Raw genomic sequence first — 22,654 nt, 5'->3', positions numbered from 1 at the left:
AACGATGAGTGAATCAGTGAACAGCGTTTACCATAGAGTAACGTTGCGTCATAACACCTGACAAAACCATCACTGTCGCAGGAGGTTGCTATGAACGATGAATTTGAGTTATTTCGCCAACAACTGCAAGATGTAGCACCGCTCGATCAAGATCGCTACATTAGCATTAATCCTGCTAGCCCACCTAGCGAGGCGCAATTAGCTCGCCGAGCAGCAGCGATTGCCGAGCAAACAACCGATCAAGCATTATTATCCTTAACTGAGCCGGTAAGACTTAAACCTGACGATCTCGTTAGTTATAAAAAAGATGGGATCCAAGAAGGAGTCTTCAAAAAACTTCGCTTGGGTAAATATCCGATTGGGGATCGCATTGATTTACATCAACTCAGAACAGAGCAAGCTCGCGATCAATTACTGACTTTTATTCACCGAAGCCAAAGCAAGGGCTATCGTTGTATTATTGTGATCCATGGTAAAGGAGCCCGTTCTAACCCACCAGCTCGGATGAAAAGCTATGTCAGTCATTGGTTACCACAACTAGAAGATGTATTAGCTATTCATTCTGCCTTGCCAATGCATGGGGGATATGGTGCTATCTATGTCTTGCTACGCAAAAGTATTGAACGAAAAACAGATAACCAAGAACGTCATGCACGTCGTCTTGGTTAAATCTTCATCTGCCACATCCATAGGGAGTACATGTCATGGCTGGGCCTTTTTATCAAAAACTAACTGAGCAATTTCAAAGGATTTATCACCTCCAGCATCTTCAATCGATTGTCAGCTGGGACCAAGCAACCACGATGCCAAGTGGTGGAAACCAAGCACGTAGTAATGCACTTTCCGAGTTAGCAGTCACAATTCATCAAACCTATAACCAAAACGGCTTAACTGAGTGGTTTGAGCGTGCTGAAGACGAGTCTCTTGATATGAGCGAACATCAATCACTACGAGAGATGCGCCGCCGCTGGCAACTTGCGACCATGCTACCCACTGAATTGGTTAAAGCCAAAAGTTTAGCCGGTAGCCAGTGTGAATACGCATGGCGAGATCAACGCCATCATAATGATTGGACGGGATTTGCCAAAAATTTTAAAGAAGTTGTCACGCTCTCTCGTGAGGAAGCTAAAATTCGCTCCTCAATCACCGGGATGTTACCTTATGACACGTTGATTGACTTTTATGAGCCAGAGATGACCCAGCAACGTCTCGATCAAGTGTTTGGTCCGATGCAGCAATGGCTACCTGAACTAATTCAAACCGTGCAAGCAAAGCAACAAGACTGGCAAATACTCCCATATGGCCATAATGGCCATTATGGCCATTATGGCGATGATGCACAAAAAGCGGTTGGTCTTAAAATAATGGACTATTTCGGCTTTGATTTTAATCACGGTAGGCTTGATGTCAGTACCCATCCATTTTGCGGGGGCGTACCTGAAGATGTCCGCATTACCACACGTTACGAATCTGAAGATTTTTCACGTAGTTTAATGGGAATTATTCATGAAACCGGACATGCTCGCTATGAACAAAACCTGCCACAGCAGTGGCGAGGCCTTCCTGTTGGTGAAGCGCGCTCAATGGGGATCCATGAAAGTCAGAGCCTCTTTTTTGAGATGCAGTTAGGTCGCCATCAAGCCGTGTTACAAACCATCCTGCCTTGGGTTCAACAGCATTTAGAAAGCGATCTCAATATCACGCAATTTCATCGCCATTACTTACAGGTGAAACCTGGATATATCCGTGTTGATGCCGATGAGGTCACTTATCCAGCACATATTATGTTGCGCTATCAAATTGAACGAGACCTGATAAGTGGAGTAATTGAAGTCGATGACATTCCAGAGCTGTGGGATGAACTGATGAAAAAATACCTACATATTTCAACCAAAGACAATTATCGCGATGGGTGTATGCAAGATATTCACTGGACCGATGGTAGTTTTGGCTATTTTCCAAGCTATACCCTCGGTGCCATGTATGCTGCACAATTTTATGCGGCGATGACACAGCAATTTCCCACCATAGCCGCTGAACTTGAACAAGGGAACATTCAACCTATCACTGAGTGGCTTCGCACCCACATCTGGCAACAAGGGTGTTTACACACCACCGACAAGTTGGTTAGCGCTGCAACGGGGGAAATTCTCAACCCTGAGTACTTCCACCAACATTTGCGCCAACGCTATCTAAACGATAATTGATTAACCTACTGGGTTGGTCTTACCAACCCAATCTACTGATATGTGACTTATTGATCTTTATCTAGCTGACGATTGAGCAAATGAGTCCACCAGCGTGTTGTCTCGACATAACAGCCTCGATATGTATCACCGGCACCACTACCACCACCCACCGACATCGATTCTTGCCAGCGGCAGAACCGTTCTCGAAATTGATGAAAACTGCGTTTTGCCGCACTAAAATTGCGTTTTGCATCAATATTCGCACTTGTCATCATATCAAGTTGTTGAGAATCAGCCGTCGCCGCTTTTTCAGCTTGATCAGCTTTTGCACCAGCCTGAGATAACGCTTGCTGCAAACAACTAGCTAGTTGTGAACGAGCCCCAACCTGTTGCCAACATTTATTAATAGCATCATCATTAGTTGGCTGTTGAGTATGAGCAGGCGGGGCCTGATGCTGGCTACAACCTGCGAGTAACCAGACACTCAATAATCCTATACTAATGAGCTCTGCTCCCTGTTTCATATACATTCCTATTGATTATAAACTGATAATAAACAACCTAGACTCTAGTTAATACAGAGCCAGACTGTTCGGTTGAATATCCAATGCAAGTAAAAACTTGGTTCAATGCGAGCAAGTAAGCAATTAAATAGTCACTGTAACGAACTCATCATAAAATATGTCCTGAAGCAATCACTTACCTTACTCGATAAAGCACTACAATAACGGACTGAGTAGATAAAACAAGTTCTCTAAAATTCGCTCTTTAAAAGGCCGTTTACGCCAACGGTTTAAAATGATAGCAATAGACTGTTCACGATAACTTTTTTGTAGCGCAACCAGCTGCACTGCAAATACAGGGTCATCGACCAATAATGTGACTTCAAAATTCAACCAAAAGCTGCGCTTGTCCAAGTTCACAGTACCAATCAACACCATTTTTTCATCAATCAATACACTCTTCGTATGTAATAGCCCACCTTGGAACTGATGAATAGCGACACCGGCGCTCACTAACTCCTCAATGAAGACTCGGCTAGCATATTTAACCATCCGAGAATCATTCTGCTCTGGTAAAATAATATCCACTTGGACACCGCGCTGCGAAACTGATTTGAGCGCAGCCGCTAAGCTCTCTTCCGGCACAAAATATGGCGTAGTCAAGCAGATAGAGTGTCGCGCACTATAGATCGCCTGCAACAATATTTGTGGGATCATATCATCGCTAAAGCGTGGTCCTGATGGAATAAGTTGTACTAGACAGTCACTGTAAGCAGTAATGGGAAGGGTCATCTGCGGGGCCGCTGTCAATAATCGCTCTCCGGTTTCCATCTCCCAATCCCAGATGAACGTTGTCCACATCGAATCAATCGTAGGACCTTGCAAGCGCGTCATCACATCAACCCACTGTCCCACTCCCGCATCTTGTTTAAAATAACGCGGATCAACCATATTCATCGACCCGGTATAACCAATTTGTTGATCGATCACCACCAACTTGCGATGCATTCGCAGATCTTGGCGCTGAAATAACATACGAAATGTTCCAACAGGCAGCACCTCGACAATTTGCACACCGGCTTGGCGTAAATTTTCAGCCCAAGGACTACGTAAAAATTCACGGCTGCCGACTGAATCAAGGAGAATGCGACAATCAACACCGCGCGAACAAGCGGCTAATAAAGCTTGATTCACCTGTTCAACTAACCCACCGTTATGCCAAATATAAAATTCCAACAAACATTCGCGCTTAGCGGCATGAATATCTTGTAATAATTGAAAAATAATACGCTGGGTTGAAGTAATTAGTTGCAACTGATTACCGCTTTGAAAAGGCATACCCGTGCGAAATCGCACTAAATTTGCAATTGGAGCCGCCAGGCTAGCAACCTCAATATCACGATGATGCGTATTACTTTTTAGCCATAACTTATAGGGTCGATACATCAACCGACTTTGCTCAGCTCGACGGGCGCCGAGTTTCAGTTCGCCAAATAATCCGTACAGGATGACACCCGCGAGCGGAATCCCCATAATTAGCGCCAACCATGCCAGAGAAAAACCGATTTCACGGCGCCTCATAACAACTCGAAGTACAACCGCGATAATCAACATGCTATAAAAAATAGCAATCAATCGTGAAATCGTTGACTCCAAGGTGAAATGGATCCACAAACTAGTCTCACCCATACGTTCCAATACGATTCAGCTTATAATTCCTCATTAGCAATGACTCACCTCTTTATATAATCAGCATAACCTGATTTAAGTTGTGATTATATAATATCAAGGGGCATTTTATGAGTAGGCGGTACAAAGACCTGATCCAGTTGCTGCAACTGAGTATCACTCAGAGCCAGCGAAGCCGCTTGAATATTACGTTGTACATGAGACACATTGGATGATTTAGGGATCGCTAACGTATGCCCATCACGAATACTCCAAGCCAACATGACTTGAAATGGATCGGCATCAAGCTCATCGGCAATCCCTCTCAGTATGTCACTGGCAAGAAGTTCATCATGTAAACGTCCTGCCTGCGCCAACGGTGAATAAGCCATCATCGGGATATGCTGTTCATTCAACCAAGGTTTAAGGTCAAACTCCACGCCGCGCGAGGCAAGATGATAGAGCACTTGATTCACTTGGCAATGCTCGCCCCCCTTGCATTGCAGGAGATCTTGCATGTCACAAGTATCCATATTAGATACTCCCCAACGTCGAATCACTCCCGATTGGCGTAACTGCTCTAAACCATCAACCGTTTGCTGCAACGGAATACTGCCGCGCCAATGCAATAAATACAGATCAAGATAATCGGTTTGCAAGCGCTCCAGCGATTGTTCCAAGCTCTGTTGTAATTCAAGACCAGCCGCGTGATGAGGCAATACTTTAGACACCAAAAACACAGACTCACGGCAATCAGCTATTGCCTCGCCAACAACCATTTCAGCCAGACCATCGCCATACATTTCAGCGGTATCCAAAACCTTCATACCTAACTCAATGCCCCGCCGCAGCGCTTCAATTTCTTGAGTCCGTTGATTTGGATTGTCACCAACCCACCAAGTTCCTTGACCAATAACGGGCAGTTCGGTTCCATCTTGCAACTGGATGATTCTCGATATAGACAAAATAACCTCCTTGGTGTGGGTTTATCATCACGAAAACATCATAATAAACACGTTGAACCTTCTTCATGGTAAACCCCAGTCACTAAATTGACAATTTTTGAACAGCTGGTGTTTCAATCCATGAAGGATTAATTCATTAAAATAACTAATCCTATGGATAATCTCGGTTGAATTCAGCGCCCAACACGCTAAATTAGACCCCCCTTAAACTCATCCGCTGGAGATTATGCAAGACTGCTACTGCCAAAGCGGCTTACCTTATTCGCAATGTTGTCAACCACTTCATCAAGGCCAACCTGCGCTGACCCCGCTTGCATTAATGCGAGCACGTTACAGTGCCTTTGTGTTAGGCCTAGGTGACTATCTTTGGCATACCCACCATCCCGATTATCGCAAAGGTTTGAGCATAGAGATTCTCAATCAACAAGATACACAGTGGGTCAAACTGCAGATAGAACTACACGCGTATCCCCAGGACATGTCATTTGGTTTGGTTGAGTTCAAAGCTTGGTATCGCCAAGAGACTGGTTTAGGTTGTCTTCATGAACGCTCTCGGTTTGTAAAATTGAACGACCGATGGGTCTATACCGATGGCGACATATCTCCTAAGCCAATCGGGCGTAATGCCCCTTGCCCTTGTCAAAGTGGAAAAAAATATAAACAGTGCTGCCTTTCGGCACGAACTAAATGAGAGCACCATGCAACACAAAATTTTATTAACCGATTGTCCTGATGAACAAGGTTTAATCGCTCGTATTACCAGTGTATGTTCTAATTACAATTTGAACATTATAAAAAATAATGAATTTGTCGATAATAGCCACAATCGTTTTTTTATGCGTACTGAATTATCCGGTGAGTTCAAGGAAAATGACTTTGAGCATGATCTCAAAGAACAGCTTCCTGTCGATGGGAACTACCGCTTAGTCACTAATGGCCGTAAGCGGATTGTTATTTTAGTCACTAAAGAAGCACATTGCCTGGGTGACATACTGATGAAAGCCGCATATGGTGATCTCAATGTCGAAATAGCAGCGGTTATCGGCAACTATGACACGTTGCAAAACCTAACCGAAAAATTTGATATTCCATTTCACTTCATCAGCCACGATGGATTAAGTCGCAGTGAACATGAGCAACGAATTCAAGCGAAAATAGCCCAATATCAACCCGAGTATGTGGTTCTCGCAAAATATATGCGCATTTTAACGCCAGAGTTAGTCGCGGCTCATCCACATCGCATCATCAATATTCATCATTCATTTTTACCCGCATTTATTGGTGCACGGCCCTATCAACAGGCCTATGACCGCGGGGTAAAAATGATCGGCGCTACAGCCCACTTTGTGACCAATAACTTAGATGAAGGCCCTATAATCGAGCAGGATGTGATCCACACCGATCACAACTACTCTGCAGAGCGTATGGCGAGCGCTGGTCGTGACGTTGAGAAATATGTACTTAGCCAAGCGTTGCGCTTCGTTCTGCAAGAACGCGTCTTCGTCACTGGTAATCGCACTGTCGTCTTTCGCTAATGCGCAATACCAACCTGATGTTCAATAGCTAACGAGTCTGTAGCGTCAGTGGTTTTGTATAGTCAAATTGGGTCAATACATTCACCATGGGCGTCGGTTCTATCGGCGCTTCTTGGGGATCTGGAGCTGCCGAGTTTTGTGGGTTTAATCTTTGCTCGTACTTAAGCCGCTCTAATAACGACAAGTTATTTAATACATCGTCATCTATCAGTACCTGAGCCGAACTCAATGCGGGCCGATTGAGTGATTGTTCTAACTGAATCGTACGTAAATCACCGCGCTGGGTAAGCATGTTCCAGCGTCCAATTGATGCAACATCTTGGCGAGTGGCATAGTGATGTTGTTCTGCTTCGAGTTGAAAATAGCTCCGCCAATCAATACTCGGCGCTGGAGCGGCTGCCTCATTAAAATCGAACTGAGGCTGATCGCAAACATCATTACTTAACAGGCTCAGCCACAGTGAAAAAGTCGCTTGATAACCACTTTCAACACATTGGTTAAGACGTGCTCCAAGTTGCAGCTCATCACAACAGACCGATTGACGAATAGGTTCAGGCAGCATACCGACACATCCATTGATTACATATATCGGTATTAACGGCAACGCGACGTAAAACTTCACTATTATGAAGCAAAATCGCCTGCTTCGATTAATATTTATTCAAACAGTCGATAATTTGATAATTTTTTTATTTTTCCGTTTACAACACTAACCTGCCTAGGTAGTATGCGCATCACAGTTGTGGAGGGGTTCCCGAGCGGCCAAAGGGAGCAGACTGTAAATCTGCCGCGAAAGCTTCGATGGTTCGAATCCGTCCCCCTCCACCATTTCTTTTAACTGTATTTCTATATTGCATGGTCAATGCAATATCAAGCAAGATCCATTTGTCTCTTTGTTCATCAATCTCTACTAACTAGCAACGTGAGCTAACATAAAACGCGCTTTAGCACGTGCATGGACACCATGTTCTTCGCTGTATAATAGACTACTCATCCAATACACACCGTGCTTTTGGCGCTGCTGCATGGCATAGATGCTGACCGTTAGGCCCACTTTCACCGGGATCATAAAACGAACCTGCAAGTCAGCCGTCATCGCTTCAATTTGCCGATCGATTAGATGATGCGTCATCGCCGCATCCAATAGCGTGCTACTCACACCGCCATGCAAGATAGTGTCGTATCCTTGATACCTTTTATCCACAAAAAAGCGGCTATGAATAGTATTCTGATCCAACCACTCAAAACGAAGACCTAACGATGGGATCAAGTGAACCGGTCCACAGGCTACACAATGTGAGTGAGTATCCTCTTGCTGTGAAATAGAACTCAATTATTGGCCCCGTCGACAGCAGTGGTGATGACCTTTTGCTGTTGACGAAGTAGCTGTCGTATCGTGGTTGTGATGACATCCTTCACCATGTTCGCCATCTTGATGGCCGTGATGACACCCTTCACCATGTTCGCCATCTTGATGGCCGTGATGGCACCCTTCACCATGTTCGCCATCTTGGTGGTTATGCTGGCACTCTTCACTATGTTGGCCGTCTTTATGGCAACATTGATGGCCTTGCTCTTCGTGTCCTTGGCGTTTCGATTCTCGACCTTGACTGGCATCGGTCATTTGGGCGGCAATGGCATCCACCGTCGCTAATTGCGATGTCAGTTCGCTAAGATGACAACGTTGTTTTAATTGCCAAACTGTCAATGAATGTTTAAGCAATCGATCTAACATTCTTTGTCCGATGTTTCGAACAATGATTGCATCAACCCCCATTGCCACACACTGCTCAACAATCTGTCGATGTCCCGCACAATTACCTTGTAACGCTGGGTTATCAAATAATGCGAAGCGCCCTTTTAGGCTATCCCAACATTCAAAGTGTTCCGCTTGACTAAAATGCCCAGCCACCACATCTTGGTTTACTGGAATTGCAATTCTCATCGTAGATCTCCATTAAATATAGCATATGCTATTATACTAGCCTTTTATATAGCATATGCCAATAAAATAAACCACTCGATCCGTCATCCACATCACTGAGCATTTCTTGTAGATCAATAAGGATAAGGGAGGGAACAGCTGGTTAAATCAAGATCCCTGCGCCAACAAAGCTAATCGGCAGAGGCAATATAAAATGATGAGCCATTAAATTTCTTGGGCGATAACTAACGCTTTGCCATTGAGCAGACAATCAGTCACCTTAAAACGCGCTGACTTGACTAAGTTGGCTAGCGTTTGCCGTGATATATTCATTTTTAACGCGGCCTCTTGTTGCTGTAGCCCTTGCCAATCCACTAATCGCATCGCTTCAAATTCATCTGCATGTAAAAGCTGCTCAACCAACTGCGTCATAGGTACGCCATTGGGTTTAAAACAGCTATTGGCAGCACGCCCACAAATAGTACGGGGAATTTTAGCGCGTCCCATTCATACCTCATTCGTTTGGTTATCAATAGAGCAAATTATAGACCTAAGTAGCCTATCAATGGAGAATTTAACGAGCCATCATACCACAACAGCAACGTATTTATGACATGCACTAGGCATTCGTTGTTAATCCTTAGCAGCTAGTGTATAGCGACTAAGAGATTGATCCCAGTACGGATTTTTTTCAAATCGTTCGCTTAAAAAGTCCATAAAAACCCGTAGGCGGCGAGATTGATAACGCGTATTGGGATATACCAACCAAGCATTTAGATGGCTCATCTGATAGTCAGTCAATAGCGGCTGTAACTGCCCCGTTAACACCGCCTGCCAGCAGATAAATGTCGGCAATAGTGTAATCCCCTGCCCGGCAATCGCTAAATCTCTTAACATCTCCCCATTATCTGCACTTAAATACGCCTTATAGGGCATGGCAACGCGCTGCTCGCCTTTAACAAAAGTCCAAGTTTGCTGCGATTGATAACTGTAATGCAGTATTTTGTGCTGACTCAATTGCTCGGGTCGTTGAATCGCTAGGCTTTGACGCAAGTACTGCGGTGAGGCCACTAACATGAAGTGAATTTTAGTTAAATGTCGAGCCTTTAAACTAGAATCTTGCAAATCAGCAATGCGCAGCGCTAAATCGATCCCTTGAGCGACTAAATGATGTTGATGATCAGATAAGCTTAGCTTCAACTGAATATTCGGGTAGCGCTTTAAAAACGCATCAATGGCTGGGGTTAAATGCAGCGTGCCAAAACTCAAAGGTGCTGCGACGTGTAATGGTCCTGCCACTTGTGCGCTAACATCGATAGTATGCTGATCAAGGCGTGCAACTTCATCCAGTATACCAAGGCTACTTTGGTAATACTGCTGGCCAATATCTGTCAAAGTAATACGACGGGTGGTGCGCTGTAATAATACATTACCCAAACGCTTTTCTAGCTCGGTTAGGCGACGACTGACCATTGATTTAGCCATGTTTAACTGCTCTGCTGCAGCGCTGACCGACCCTGCTTCGACAATGCGTACAAAAACGCGCATTTGCTCGAGTTGTCCCATAACCCCTCCTATTTTCATTGTTGCTATTTTAGCAACAATTATTTCTAAAATTACCAGTTTATCCTAAAAATAAATCCATTTATGCTATCGGACATCAATAGCAGTTCGCCTTAGGAGGCAACATGACTCAATTTCGTGATATTGCTCGGCTTGTGGACGGCATGCCAACAAGTGATGGCGCTGGCGTAAAGCTTACTCGAATGATTGGCACCCAGACGCTCAGCCATCTTGATCCGTTTTTGATGCTAGATTGTTTTGAATCGGACCAACCTGATGACTATTTGGCCGGCTTTCCAAGTCATCCCCATCGCGGTTTTGAAACCGTGACTTATATCTTGAATGGGCGCATGCGACACAAAGATAACCATGGCCATGAAGGGGTAATTGAGGAAGGCGGCATCCAGTGGATGACGGCAGGCCATGGGGTCATTCATTCTGAAATGCCTGAACAAAAAGAAGGCCTGCTCAAAGGCTTTCAGTTGTGGGTCAACTTGCCCGCCAAGGATAAAATGTGTCCGCCTCATTATCAAGAACATAGTAAAGAGACGATCCCTCACGAGATCGATGAACAAGGCAACCTTATTCGCGTCATTGCAGGCAAAACAGCTCAAGGAACCGTGGGTCCGGTTCAGACAGAAGCCACTGCAGCTGGATATTTTGATATTAGCTTAGTGGCGGGTGCACATTTGATTATGCCCATGCCCTCTGAGCGAATAGGATTTATCTATACCATCGAAGGTCGGGTAAAACTGTCTAAGAATGGCCAAAGCACGGCACCTTATCAGTTGGCTGAGCTTAGCGATGGCGACGCGATAGAAATAATCAGTGAGCAACCAGCTCGAATTTTACTGGTTACGGGCAGAGCAATTAAAGAGCCCATCGCATGGGGCGGACCGTTTGTCATGAATACGCGTGATGAAGTATTGCAAGCATTTGATGATTTTCGCGCAAATCGTTTTTAACGATAGTTTGGATCAGCCGATGAGGCAACACCCTTTTTATCTTAGTAACAGGAGTGACCATGGGACGTTTAATTGAAGGTCAATGGCACGATCAGTGGTACAACACCGCAGAAAATAAAGGTCGCTTTGAGCGAAGCGAAGCGCAATTTCGCAACTGGGTCACTGCAGACGGGCGGCCTGGTTCAACTGGCATTGGCGGCTTTAAAGCGCAATCGGGCCGCTATCATCTATATATTTCACACGCGTGCCCATGGGCCAATCGCACCATGATTTTTAGAGCATTAAAAGGACTTGAATCATTCATTGATGTATCAGTTGTTCATTGGTTTATGGCCGAGAACGGCTGGTCATTGCAAAGCGAGGATGATCTAACAGGTGACAATTTATATGGCTTAGACTATCTCTACCAGTTATATCTTAAAGCCGATCCAAGTTACAGCGGACGAGTCACCGTACCCGTATTATGGGACAGCGAGCAACAGACCATCGTTTCAAATGAATCGGCTGATATTATTCGTATGTTTAACAGCGCCTTTGATCACCTCGGCGCAGCTTCTGGGGACTACTACCCGCAAAATTTGCACCGTGAAATTGACGCGCTTAATGAGCGTATTTATCACACGGTCAACAACGGCGTTTACAAAGCCGGTTTTGCGACAACACAGTCGGCCTATGAAGAGGCGGTTTTTCCCCTATTTGCCACTCTCGATAGCCTTGAGCAGTGTTTGAGCACCAATCGCTACCTAACCGGTAATCACCTTACCGAAGCTGACTGGCGATTGTTCACTACCTTAATCCGTTTTGATCCGGTTTATTTTGGACACTTTAAATGTAACTTGCACTCGATCCGTGATTATCCCAATCTGTCTGGTTACATGCGAGAGCTCTACCAAATGGATGGCATTGCCCAAACCATCCACTTTGACCACATCAAAGGCCATTACTACCAAAGCCACGATATGATTAACCCCACTCAGATTGTGCCCGTCGGCCCTGTTCAAAATCTATGGGAGCCGCATCAGCGCGATCATCTCTGATAGACAACAACAAGCCGGTAGCAACCTGTTATCGGGCTTGTGAGTCCCAACCGTTGCCATATCTTTTCCAAGTGTTTTACATCACTAAATGCTAACGATACGATAGCAGCTTAGCGAATGGATACACCATCAACTTGAGTGACACTATTCACATTGGCTCGTTCAATAATTTTAACCAGTACCGATTGGATCGCTTCATCTTCGCGCACATCTTTCTCACTTGAAAACGTCTGCGCTTGCACCTCTGCGCCTTCTTCTGCTATCAATGCAACAACCACCTCAGTGGCCAAATCCGCGTTTTGTCCAAAATAGGTCAACTCAATGGCTGGGTAGCCCCGAAACCCTTTTTTAACCTGCTTGGCAATTCGCTTTTTAGCTTTATCCACGTTCATAAAACATCCTATTGATGACAAATTTAAGGCGAAAAATGAGGAGATTACGGCACTCATTTAATCTAATTTCACGATATTACCTCAACAGGCTATTCAGTACTGTTAAATTCGCTTCAACTAGCGATAAGATCGAGACAAAAGACTAACTAGCGGCGCCTAATCGCGCGACATGTTCATAACTCCATGCTCAAGTTCAAAAAACAGTGCCATATAGTCTATGAAACATGTCACTTGTTGTCGCAATCAATTGCCACATAGGCCTAACTTCCACGAATTATTGCATGAAATACACTTGATTACCGTTCAATCATCTTGATCGCTAATTCCCCAGAAAAATAGTAACTGTCAAAAATAGGATCTTCTCGTTATTTTATCCCAAGATGTGTTGATATTTCACAAGTAACAAGTCAAGTGTATTGATGTGAATGCCTCTTTAATCGTTGAGAGCGCGCGCTAGCACATTCGCAAGATATACGCTGAAAAGCACCGCACGGCGTCAATCCAATAAACAATAGCAAAATAGAGAAAAGCCATCTCGATAAATAATTTTCTCAGTAAAATCATCCGGATGATCAAGTAATAATGATCTGTCGCGAGCGCCTAAAAATAGCTGAACTATCAACGATTCTATAATCAGCTGTTCATCATGATTAAAAACCGCGCTCGGTACACGAGGACGAGAGCTACCTGTATCATCCCAATTACTATACCAAAAGTAATAATTTCAATGTGATATGCGCAACCCACCACTATAAAGAAGTCCCCACCAGCCGAAATATCTTCATATTTCCACTATTAAGAAAAAAACAAGTAGTAGATTCAATCGACTAGTTTCAATCACGACTCAATCTCAATCAATAACCCTTGCACTCTGGTTGAATTACTCTAATCTCAGTAGATCTCCGTTTCGTCACTTATGTATCCTCAATATTTGGCCTAGCTCACTTTGCCAATCGAGACCAATAATGACCCTGCCCGTTCGCCTTCGTTACCAAACCATTGAAGTCGGCCACAATGACATCCATTTATGTACGTTACGTGATAAACAGCAATTTAGCGATCCAGAAGGTATCGCCGACAGACTCGGTATATCCTCGGCTTCTTGGCCAATTTTTGGTGTCGTTTGGCCATCTAGCCTAGTACTTGCCAACTATATGTTGGATTACCAAACACAGGGTAAGCGCATTCTAGAAATCGGCTGTGGCATGGCGCTTTCCAGTCTGTTACTTAACCAACGCCATGCAGACATCACCGCCACGGACTATCACCCAGAAGTCGCCTATTTTCTGCAAAGAAATACCCGTTTGAACGATGGTGTAGCGATTGCTTTTGAACAAGCCGATTGGGCGGATGACCATAGTCATTTGGGCCGTTTTGATCTGATCATTGGCAGTGATCTATTATATGAAGACGAGCATGTACAGCTGTTAGCTCATTTTATTGAACACCACACCAATGAACACTGTGACGTCATACTCGTCGACCCTGGCCGAGGCCGCAAAGCCAAACTAAGTACCAAACTAAACGAGTATGGATTTGTTGGCACACATACTAAGCCCGTTCATACTGACTATCTAGAACAGCCTTTTAAAGGTTATATTTTATTATATTCTCGCCAATCTCGCCCTCCCCATCTATCTGATATAGATGGTTTAAAATCTGACAAATTGCTGATAAATGCCAAAGAAGAGCCGATATCAACCTATTGCTCACGATTGTGCATCGAAAAATAAACTTGGGACTAGCTTGATACATTTGAAAAATGGTTGAGTAATAACTTTAAATACTCAATAAACACCTGCAATCGACGCGATGAATAGCGCTTCTTAGGGTAGACCAGGGAGATAGGCAGCGCTGCAGCTGGATAATCGGCGAGAACCTCCACTAATTGACCACTGTCTAGCTGTTCACGCACCCCATAAGTAGGGGACTGAATCAACCCTAACCCAGTAATAGCCGCCTGAAAATAAGCATCGCTACCATTAGTGGTCACTGGGTGTGCCAATCGGTAATATTGATATTTACCGTCAACATAAAACTCCAGCGGTTCAATTTGCTCTGATTCAGACAATACATAGCCTACCATTTGGTGAGAAGATAACTGCTCAGGATGGTGAGGAATACCAAAACGCTGTAAATAGTAAGGGCTCGCTAACGTTTTAATCGGTAACTGTCCTAATTGATAACCAATGAGGTTACTATCGGGCAATTCACCGGCATAAATCGCCAAATCAATCCCTTCCGCCACCAGATCTACCGCATAATCGGCGACATGGATGACCAACTCAATCGCAGGATAACGGCGCTGAAACTCCCCCAATGCGGGGATCACCACCTTACGGGCAAACCGTGATGGCATACTCACGCGTAACCTACCGCTAAGATGTTTATTCAAACTAAATTGCTGAGCAAACTCTTCCCAATCCTGAAGCATCTGGGCAGATTGCTTTAAGATAGTCTGTCCCTCATCAGTCAATTGTACTCGGCGGGTGGTCCGTACCAATAGTTGGGCCCCGAGTTGTTGTTCTAAGCGCTGTACCGCTTGGGTAATCGTTGAGCGCGGTAAGTCCAAAATAACCGCCGCTTTAGTAAAACTTTGACTCTCAGCGACCCGTTGAAAAACTTCTAGCAGTTGTAATCGATCCATCTGATTGTTCGCTTTTTTCAAACACTGTAGCTGTTATATCGTAATTTATCCTTAATGTGAAAACAAAGACACTAGAACGAACAAAAAACAATTGCACGCAATCCATAAGGAATAACACCATGCGACAACGAACACTTGGCCAAGCCGGCCCCACAGTCAGTGCACTAGCCTTGGGCTGTATGGGAATGAGTGAATTTTATGGACAGCGAGATGATCGCGAATCATTAGCGACTTTAGATCGCGCTTTAGAGTTGGGCGTGAACTTTTGGGATACAGCTGATATGTACGGCCCATATACTAACGAAGAGCTTCTCGCTCACGCACTGAAAGGTCGCCGTGAAAAGATTTTTCTAGCGACTAAATTTGGGATTGTACGCGATAGCCACAATGCACTTAAACGCGGCGTTAATGGTCATCCTGATTATGTTAAAACTAGCGTTGAAGCGAGCCTAAAGCGGCTCGGCACCGATTATATTGATCTCTATTATCAACACCGCATGGACCCAGACGTCCCGATCGAAGAGACAGTTGGCGCGATGGCTGAGCTGGTCCAGCAAGGTAAAGTACGCTATTTAGGATTAAGCGAAGTCGATGCAACAAGGCTTAAACGAGCCCATCAGGTGCACCCGATCAGTGCCGTACAAAGCGAATACTCACTATGGACACGTGATGCGGAATCACAAGTATTTGCCACTTGCCAAGAACTAGGGATCGGCTTTGTTGCCTATAGCCCACTAGGCCGCGGCTTTTTAAGTGGCACCATTCAAAGCCCAGACGACTTTGATAACGATGACTTTCGCCGCACCCATCCACGCTTTCAAGGTGAAAACTTTACTCGTAATTTACAACTGGTTGAAGCAGTCAAAGACATAGCCCAAGCCAAAGGCATCACACCATCGCAATTGGCACTAGCGTGGATCATGGCTAAAAACCCGCATATCGTGCCGCTATTTGGCACTAAACGACGTCAGTATCTCAACGAGAACGTATTGGCCGCTGACATTCAACTGAGTGCTGAAGATTTAACCACAATTGAACGGGTTTTTCCAATTGAACAAGTTGCTGGAGAGCGCTATCGCAAAGAGGTCATGCAGCTACTGCCAAAAGCATAAGGTTAGATAACATCCCTAAACAATGAGATTAAGTATGTTAAACAAACATCTTTTTGTAATGGCAAAAATTACGCCCAAAGCCGCGTTTTTCGAAGCAGCTAAAATTGCGTTGCTAAGTCTTGTGGGAGCAACTCGCAATGAGGTGGATTGCATTCAATTTGAAATTCATGTCTCACCGTGCGGGCAATTTATCTATCTCTATGAGGAATGGACAGATCAAGCTGCGCTTAATAACCACCATCAGGAAAAACAGACTAAAGCTGTCGCACAAAAGATTGAACATTGGCTGGCAGCTCCCACGGAAGTTGCACTGATGAACAAGCTCGAACAGAGTGCTCAATCACCAAGACAGCCACACTTTGCCAACGCGTGAGTCGAGTTCATCAATATTTTGGTATAGAACGCAATGCGTTCTATACCCTATTCTCAGTATGGAGCTCGCTATCTGAACCAAACAGTTATTCGCCGCGATGCACTGCTAATGGGCCGCTCGCCTGCGCGACTGGCATCATCTCAATGCGGTTAAAATTGACATGCGCTGGCTGCTCGACTAACCAAGCCACTGTATTAGCAATATCATCAGGCTTAATCGCTTCAACATTATCGTAAACCTTTGCTGCTTTCTCATCATCGCCTTTAAAGCGAATATTCGAAAATTCGGTATCGCTACATAAACCAGGTTCAATATTAGTGACCCGCACACCAGTGCCAATCAGATCAGCGCGTAAATTAAGACTAAATTGCTTCACAAATGCTTTAGTTGCGCCATAAATATTCCCACCTGGGTAGGGGTAACTGCCAGCAATAGAGCCCATATTAATGACCAACCCACTCTGTTGGGTAACCATTTGTGGTAATACTTTTTGGGTGAAATAGACCAAGCCATTGATGTTGGTGTTGATCATTGTCGTCCAATCTTGCACCGCTAACGATTGCATCGGTTCAAGTCCGAGCGCAAGACCGGCATTGTTGACTAAGACATCAATTTTATCGAGTTTTAAAGCAGAAAAGGCAGTATCAATGCTGGCAAAATCGCATACATCACACACAACCGGCATGAAATTGTCGCCTAATTGAGCTTTTAATGCATCCAATTTGTCGCGCCGACGGGCAAAACCGACCACTTTATGCCCTTTTTCGACCAATATCTGACAGATACTTTTACCAAAACCTGACGAAGCTCCTGTCACTAATACATTCATCTTTGCGCTCCTGTTTGCAATCATTGTAAAACTAATAATTTATTGATTTTACAATGATACTACACAGTTCATCAAACACTGACAACTTGCGACAGGACCCGTTTTACTGCCAAAGTGAACCGATAGGCGCGTCTGCCTCAAAATGATAACGAACCTGAGCTTGGAACAGCTCAGCGGTTGCTAAAGCATCTGTTTGCGCATGGTGAGGACGATACATCGGTAACCCATAGCGACTACGACTCGCGGCCAATCGAATTGAAGCCCTTGGTCGTCCTGTGAGCCTTAGCCAAAAATCTCTCCAACCATGGCGACACAAATTACTTTCAATCGCCATAGTATCGACCATCGGAAACATTAAGCTGTGATACATTCGCCGTTTCACCGCCTGATTTAAAAAAAGCCGTTCGATGGTACTATGATGAGCAACCACCACGCGCCCAGCTAAAAGCTCCAATAACATCGGCAAAATGCCGAGCAAATCTGGTTGATTAGCCACATTCGCCTCGGTGATCCCGTGAACCACAATGGTTGCCTCTGGCATACGCTGTCGAGGATTAACCAACCAGTGTCGCGCCGCCGGTAGCGTAATTCGTTGCAATGTAAAAGGGACCACGCCAATACTGACAATGGAGTCTCGCCCTGGATTTAACCCGGTTGTTTCAAAATCTAATGCCGCAAAAGGCACCTGCTCAAGCGGGGTGTCGGAGGCTACAATTCCTTGTTGATAGAACTGTTTAATAGCTGGATGACGAGCTTTGCGCGCTTGTTGTCGATAAAATTGCGGCCAATCAACAAGTTTGGGTGGCAGCTGCAACTGTGATTTAGGCAAATAAAACATCGTCATACCTTACGAGCTGTTGCCCATCATCTATGCGATTAAGGTCAAACATTACGGCATAATGCGAGTGGTTTGATAACGGAATTTAAGATACTTCTGAGCATAACTGATGATCTGAAATGCATCTTTAAGATGACGTTGTTCAAACGCTGACAAATGCTCAGGTTCAATACTGTTATCAGGCTCTTGCTGTTGCAACAGATCATCAGCTTGATGACGAATCCGTACCATGGCGATAAATTCCAGTGCATCACGCAAATCAAGTGCGCGACCTTTAGGCAATATATTGGCGCTATCAATTTCATTCAGTCGCTTGAAGGAATTTTGTTCCATCACCCCTAAGGCCAATGCGTGCACTCGGATCAAATCGACCAGGGGCGCCGCACCGCGGCGTTTGAGATTAATCACGTTGTTATGACGGCCATCTTTTTCCATCACAAACTCTTTGAAAAACCCTAGCGGCGGGGTTCGATTCAATGCATTACGTGCCATGCAGGCTAAAAAACCGGGGCTGTTTTTCGCTTGCCGCTGAATTTGCATGCGCAATTGATCAGCCCACTCAGTTTTACCCCACACGCCAACGAGATCAAAAAAGATATTACAATCGAGCAGTGAACGTGCACTGGGATGAGCGATCCATTCGCTAAAGCAATGTTGCCATTGATTCCAAGTCATCCGCCACTGCGGATTACTTGCCATAATTCCGCCCTTGCATAACGGATAGCCACATTGATCAAGTCCATTGCAGACGAACTCGGACAGCTTTTTGAAGTAATCGCCATGAACTTCGGCATCATAACGATTATCTAGGATAAGTGCATTATCTTGGTCGGTCACAATAAATTGTTCGTCCCGGGCCATAGAGCCAAGTGCCAAAAAACAGTACGGAATGGGCGGCGGGCCAAATTGTGATTCAGCAAGCTCAAGTAACCGCTGCTTAAAGCTGCGCCCGATCACCGCCATGGCACTGCCGACCATCTGCGAGTTCGCATCCTCATTAATCATGCGAATAAAACACGCCTGAACCTGCGGCTTCAATGCCGCTAGCTGCGTGATGCTATCTTTGGAAAACACCGCGTTAACCACAAATAAGCTGTTTTGCGACTCATAACGGATAATATCCATCATGTTGATGATCCCAATCGGTTTTCGCTGTGATAGCACCAACAAATGTTGCAAGTTATCTCGCAGCATCGCCATCAATGCTTCAAAAACATACTGGCGTGCATCAACTGTCACCAGTTCTTGGGACATCACTGAACCAATAGGGTCATTCAGATCTCGCCCTTGCGCAAGAACTCGCTTTCGCAGATCGCTATCAGTCACAATACCAACCACACGATGATCGGTGCTGAGTTGATAATCATAGATTGTATCACCGCCATCGGCGTGCTCGACCAGAAGCGAGCTGCACCCTACTTCGCTCATTTTCTGCGCGGCTTGGCGAATACTGGCATGAACATCAATGGTGACTAAAGATCGGTTAAGCAATACGGATACCCGAGAACTCATCAGATCGTTACTATCATGCTGACGTGAAACGACTTGACGTAGTCGTTGTCGATCTTCAAGTTCAACGAAATCGGCAAATGGCTGAGATTGTTCACAAAGGTCGTAAAAAAGATGATCGGGGATAAAATAGATGAGGCTATCTTCAATAGCGCGCGCAGGTAAGCGCACCTTGTTATGCATCAATAACCCCAATTGCCCGAAAAGCTCGCCTGCCCCTAATCGGTTGTAGAGTTCGCCATTGCGCCGAAAAATTTCGACTGCGCCTGAGCGTACAACACATAAATCATGGATAGAATCGCCATACTGGAGAATATCGCTATCAGCGCGGTAATAGCTAATCGATAGTTGCGATGCTATCTGCTCCAACTGGGGTTCATCAAGCGCCTCAAAAGGGTCAAATTGACGGATAAAAGCCAATACTTCTAGTTGTTCTACTTCCACCACTTTCCCCCAACTTAACGGTCAGAGTTTCCGCCACAAAACCAATGGCCGTGAACAGAAGTAGTCTGCGTTCACGGCTTTACATCGGTTAATGGCTTAGATTATCTGATCTCTTTTACTTTCTTTACTTTCTTAGGTCGCGGTTCATCCATCAGTCCTTTCACTAAGGCAATACATGATACCAACAGCACAATGGTAAACGGAAAGCCGGTTGAAACCGCCATGGCTTGCAGGGCCACCAAGCCACCGCCAAGAACCAACGAAATAGCGACCAGCCCTTCAAATGCACACCAAAAAACCCGTTGCGGTTTGGGTGATTCCACTTTACCCCCCGCTGAGATGGTATCAATGACTAGCGATCCTGAATCTGAGGATGTAACAAAAAACACAATAACTAGAATAATCCCAATAAAAGATGTGATTTTATCCAATGGCATATAACCTAACATCACAAATAATTTCAGCGGTAATACCGCTTGAGTCACTGCTTTGTAACCGTCAACAACGTATTGATGGATGGCCGTATCACCGAAGGCGGTCATCCATGCCACGCAAGCCAGTGACGGGACCAACAACACACAGGTGATAAACTCTCGCACCGTACGCCCACGTGAAACCCGAGCAATAAACATCCCCACAAATGGCGACCAAGAGATCCACCATGCCCAATAAAATGCCGTCCAACCCTGTTCAAAGTTCGTATCTTCACGGCCAAATGGATTTGCCAGCGCAGGGAAATGTTGAATATAGCTGGCTATGTTGTCGAAAAAGCCCGTTACAATCATCAATGTTGGCCCGACAATAATTACAAACAGCAATAATAATAGTGCCAGTATCATATTGATCTCAGACAATCGACGCACCCCAGCATCAAGACCGGCTAAGACTGAGGTGGTCGCCATTGCCGTAATAACCACAATTAAAACAACCTGTGTTGTATCACCCAGTGGAACACCAAACAAAAAGTGCAAGCCTGCGGCCGCTTGTGATGACCCAAGACCTAGCGAGGTTGCCAAGCCAAACAATGTTGCCACAATGGCTAAAATATCGACGATATGGCCCGGCCATCCCCATACGCGCTCGCCAAGTAATGGGTAAAAGATTGAACGCATGGTTAGGGGCAACCCCTTGTTGAAAGCAAATAATGCCAACCCTAATGCCAGTACGGCGTAAATGGCCCACGGATGTAAAGCCCAATGGAAAATAGTCGCCGCCATGGCCAACTTTTCAGCGGCGCCAGCGTTGCCAACTGCACCACCAAGCGGGGCCCAATCCGTGCGGATTCCACCTTGCCACGTGACGCCGCCTAATGCACTGGAAAAATGGCTCAGCGGTTCTGACACGCCATAGAACATTAAACCAATCCCCATGCCAGCTGCGAACAGCATTGAGAACCAGCTCATATAACTAAAATCTGGCTTGGCCTCTGTTCCACCAAGGCGCACTCGTCCCAAAGGCGACACCACAATGGCCAAGCAAATCACCACAAAAATATTACCAGATAATAAGAAGAACCAATCCAGATGGGATGTTAACCAATTACGGAGATCACCAAATAATGGTTCCACTTGATTCTGAAAAGCTAGCGTTAAAACGACAAAAGCAACAATGGACAGCCCTGCTATCATAAACACGCGGTTATGGATATCAAAGCCAAATGGCCCGATTTGTAGGGCAACATTATCTTGGCCTATCTGATAATCAGTATCGATGGGATTGACTTCACCATCTGGCGACATAGCATCCGTTTCTGTTTCTTTATTTTTGCTCACACACTTTCTCCTACATATTGAAAGTTTTGTTTCGCAACAAGTTTTGTCAACTCATCCCGAGTATCAAAGCCTCGATATTACATCGAGTCAAACGTGTCGTATTGACGTGCATATGGCTCATTATTAGGGGGGCGCATTCTACGGATTTAATTTGGGATTTCAACCCTTGGGCGCCGCAATGGTCACTTCAATCATTAAATAACCATTGCGGCTATGAATGACGAAACAGTTGCCAAAACAAGTATAGGCAACTCACTACATTTATGGGACGAATGACTTTGTATTTAAAGAACCAAGTAGACCTTTTGCATATTGCGCTTCATCTATTTCATAATATGGCTTGACCTTAATCGATAATATCGGTTGAATTTCAGATCCAACGACCAATT

Annotated in this window: 22 protein-coding genes, 1 tRNA gene and 1 pseudogene; 10 read left to right on the top strand and 14 right to left on the bottom strand. The window is 45.0% G+C overall.

The window, feature by feature from the left end; all coding sequences use genetic code 11:
• Positions 1–90 precede the first annotated feature (90 nt).
• Complete coding sequence (smrA, locus tag ABUE30_RS00690) at positions 91–669, top strand: DNA endonuclease SmrA (RefSeq protein WP_408621721.1); 579 nt, start codon at positions 91–93, stop codon at positions 667–669.
• 35 nt (positions 670–704) lie between these two features.
• A complete protein-coding gene (locus ABUE30_RS00685) occupies positions 705–2,207 on the top strand; it encodes a carboxypeptidase M32 (RefSeq protein ID WP_408621719.1) in 1,503 nt (500 codons plus the stop codon).
• 47 nt (positions 2,208–2,254) lie between these two features.
• Here the strand turns inward: ABUE30_RS00685 and ABUE30_RS00680 are convergent, their stop codons facing one another.
• From ABUE30_RS00680 to ABUE30_RS00670, 3 genes are all read right to left on the bottom strand, one after another.
• The gene (locus tag ABUE30_RS00680) at positions 2,255–2,713 is read right to left on the bottom strand and encodes a lysozyme inhibitor LprI family protein (RefSeq protein WP_408621717.1); all 459 of its coding nucleotides are present in this window, start codon (positions 2,711–2,713) and stop codon (positions 2,255–2,257) included.
• A gap of 195 nt (positions 2,714–2,908) precedes the next feature.
• Positions 2,909–4,381, bottom strand: a complete 1,473-nt coding sequence (gene cls / locus ABUE30_RS00675; protein ID WP_408621715.1) for a cardiolipin synthase — start codon at positions 4,379–4,381, stop codon at positions 2,909–2,911.
• Between the two features lie 86 nt (positions 4,382–4,467).
• On the bottom strand, positions 4,468–5,319 hold the full coding sequence (locus ABUE30_RS00670; RefSeq protein WP_408622508.1) for an aldo/keto reductase: 852 nt from the start codon (positions 5,317–5,319) through the stop codon (positions 4,468–4,470).
• 232 nt (positions 5,320–5,551) lie between these two features.
• Between ABUE30_RS00670 and ABUE30_RS00665 the strand changes: the two genes are divergently transcribed.
• The gene (locus tag ABUE30_RS00665; protein WP_408621714.1) at positions 5,552–6,016 is read left to right on the top strand and encodes a YchJ family protein; all 465 of its coding nucleotides are present in this window, start codon (positions 5,552–5,554) and stop codon (positions 6,014–6,016) included.
• A gap of 7 nt (positions 6,017–6,023) precedes the next feature.
• Positions 6,024–6,860, top strand: coding sequence for a formyltetrahydrofolate deformylase (gene purU, locus ABUE30_RS00660; RefSeq protein ID WP_408621712.1), 837 nt, complete (start codon positions 6,024–6,026; stop codon positions 6,858–6,860).
• 28 nt (positions 6,861–6,888) lie between these two features.
• Here the strand turns inward: purU and ABUE30_RS00655 are convergent, their stop codons facing one another.
• Positions 6,889–7,422 (bottom strand): VC2046/SO_2500 family protein, encoded by a 534-nt coding sequence (locus ABUE30_RS00655; RefSeq protein WP_408621710.1) that lies wholly within the window; start codon positions 7,420–7,422, stop codon positions 6,889–6,891.
• A gap of 182 nt (positions 7,423–7,604) precedes the next feature.
• Here ABUE30_RS00655 and ABUE30_RS00650 point away from each other — a divergent pair.
• Positions 7,605–7,688: transfer RNA gene (locus ABUE30_RS00650), tRNA-Tyr, on the top strand.
• 82 nt (positions 7,689–7,770) lie between these two features.
• Here ABUE30_RS00650 and ABUE30_RS00645 read toward each other — a convergent pair.
• The 4 genes from ABUE30_RS00645 to ABUE30_RS00630 all read right to left on the bottom strand — a co-directional run bounded on the left by ABUE30_RS00645 (position 7,771) and on the right by ABUE30_RS00630 (position 10,350).
• On the bottom strand, positions 7,771–8,193 hold the full coding sequence (locus ABUE30_RS00645; RefSeq protein ID WP_408621708.1) for a PaaI family thioesterase: 423 nt from the start codon (positions 8,191–8,193) through the stop codon (positions 7,771–7,773).
• On the bottom strand, positions 8,194–8,805 hold the full coding sequence (locus tag ABUE30_RS00640; protein WP_408621707.1) for a NifB/NifX family molybdenum-iron cluster-binding protein: 612 nt from the start codon (positions 8,803–8,805) through the stop codon (positions 8,194–8,196).
• Positions 8,806–9,009: 204 nt separating this feature from the next.
• Positions 9,010–9,291: a DUF134 domain-containing protein gene (locus ABUE30_RS00635; protein WP_408621705.1), complete on the bottom strand. Its 282-nt coding sequence runs from the start codon at positions 9,289–9,291 to the stop codon at positions 9,010–9,012.
• A gap of 126 nt (positions 9,292–9,417) precedes the next feature.
• Positions 9,418–10,350: a LysR family transcriptional regulator gene (locus tag ABUE30_RS00630; RefSeq protein ID WP_408621704.1), complete on the bottom strand. Its 933-nt coding sequence runs from the start codon at positions 10,348–10,350 to the stop codon at positions 9,418–9,420.
• A gap of 122 nt (positions 10,351–10,472) precedes the next feature.
• Here ABUE30_RS00630 and ABUE30_RS00625 point away from each other — a divergent pair, with 122 nt between their 5' ends.
• Complete coding sequence (locus ABUE30_RS00625) at positions 10,473–11,312, top strand: pirin family protein (RefSeq protein ID WP_408621703.1); 840 nt, start codon at positions 10,473–10,475, stop codon at positions 11,310–11,312.
• 59 nt (positions 11,313–11,371) lie between these two features.
• Complete coding sequence (locus tag ABUE30_RS00620; RefSeq protein WP_408621702.1) at positions 11,372–12,349, top strand: glutathione S-transferase family protein; 978 nt, start codon at positions 11,372–11,374, stop codon at positions 12,347–12,349.
• A 110-nt stretch (positions 12,350–12,459) separates the two neighbouring features.
• Here ABUE30_RS00620 and ABUE30_RS00615 read toward each other — a convergent pair whose 3' ends face one another.
• Positions 12,460–12,741, bottom strand: coding sequence for a hypothetical protein (locus ABUE30_RS00615; RefSeq protein ID WP_408621701.1), 282 nt, complete (start codon positions 12,739–12,741; stop codon positions 12,460–12,462).
• A gap of 965 nt (positions 12,742–13,706) precedes the next feature.
• Between ABUE30_RS00615 and ABUE30_RS00610 the strand changes: the two are divergent.
• Positions 13,707–14,357 (top strand): annotated as a pseudogene (locus ABUE30_RS00610) (class I SAM-dependent methyltransferase); the annotation flags it as partial.
• 125 nt (positions 14,358–14,482) lie between these two features.
• Here ABUE30_RS00610 and ABUE30_RS00605 read toward each other — a convergent pair.
• Positions 14,483–15,388 carry a LysR family transcriptional regulator gene (locus ABUE30_RS00605; RefSeq protein WP_408621700.1) on the bottom strand — a complete coding sequence of 302 codons (906 nt, stop codon included), beginning with the start codon at positions 15,386–15,388 and terminating at the stop codon, positions 14,483–14,485.
• A gap of 119 nt (positions 15,389–15,507) precedes the next feature.
• Between ABUE30_RS00605 and ABUE30_RS00600 the strand changes: the two genes are divergently transcribed.
• Both ABUE30_RS00600 and ABUE30_RS00595 read left to right on the top strand, forming a co-directional pair.
• Positions 15,508–16,500, top strand: coding sequence for an aldo/keto reductase (locus tag ABUE30_RS00600; protein WP_408621699.1), 993 nt, complete (start codon positions 15,508–15,510; stop codon positions 16,498–16,500).
• Between the two features lie 34 nt (positions 16,501–16,534).
• On the top strand, positions 16,535–16,873 hold the full coding sequence (locus tag ABUE30_RS00595; protein WP_408621698.1) for a putative quinol monooxygenase: 339 nt from the start codon (positions 16,535–16,537) through the stop codon (positions 16,871–16,873).
• Positions 16,874–16,958: 85 nt separating this feature from the next.
• Here the strand turns inward: ABUE30_RS00595 and ABUE30_RS00590 are convergent, their stop codons facing one another.
• The 4 genes from ABUE30_RS00590 to ABUE30_RS00575 all read right to left on the bottom strand — a co-directional run bounded on the left by ABUE30_RS00590 (position 16,959) and on the right by ABUE30_RS00575 (position 22,232).
• Complete coding sequence (locus tag ABUE30_RS00590) at positions 16,959–17,702, bottom strand: SDR family NAD(P)-dependent oxidoreductase (RefSeq protein ID WP_408621697.1); 744 nt, start codon at positions 17,700–17,702, stop codon at positions 16,959–16,961.
• A 103-nt stretch (positions 17,703–17,805) separates the two neighbouring features.
• A complete protein-coding gene (locus ABUE30_RS00585) occupies positions 17,806–18,540 on the bottom strand; it encodes a 3'-5' exonuclease (protein ID WP_408621696.1) in 735 nt (244 codons plus the stop codon).
• A 51-nt stretch (positions 18,541–18,591) separates the two neighbouring features.
• Positions 18,592–20,493 (bottom strand): DUF294 nucleotidyltransferase-like domain-containing protein, encoded by a 1,902-nt coding sequence (locus tag ABUE30_RS00580; RefSeq protein WP_408621695.1) that lies wholly within the window; start codon positions 20,491–20,493, stop codon positions 18,592–18,594.
• Positions 20,494–20,594: 101 nt separating this feature from the next.
• Positions 20,595–22,232, bottom strand: coding sequence for a BCCT family transporter (locus tag ABUE30_RS00575; RefSeq protein WP_408622507.1), 1,638 nt, complete (start codon positions 22,230–22,232; stop codon positions 20,595–20,597).
• Positions 22,233–22,654 lie beyond the last annotated feature (422 nt).

Origin of the sequence: Celerinatantimonas yamalensis (assembly GCF_046054155.1) — a bacterium.
Lineage (GTDB): Bacteria > Pseudomonadota > Gammaproteobacteria > Enterobacterales > Celerinatantimonadaceae > Celerinatantimonas > Celerinatantimonas yamalensis.
Note: the sequence above shows the minus strand (reverse complement) of the source record. Positions and strands in the feature narration are given on the sequence as shown.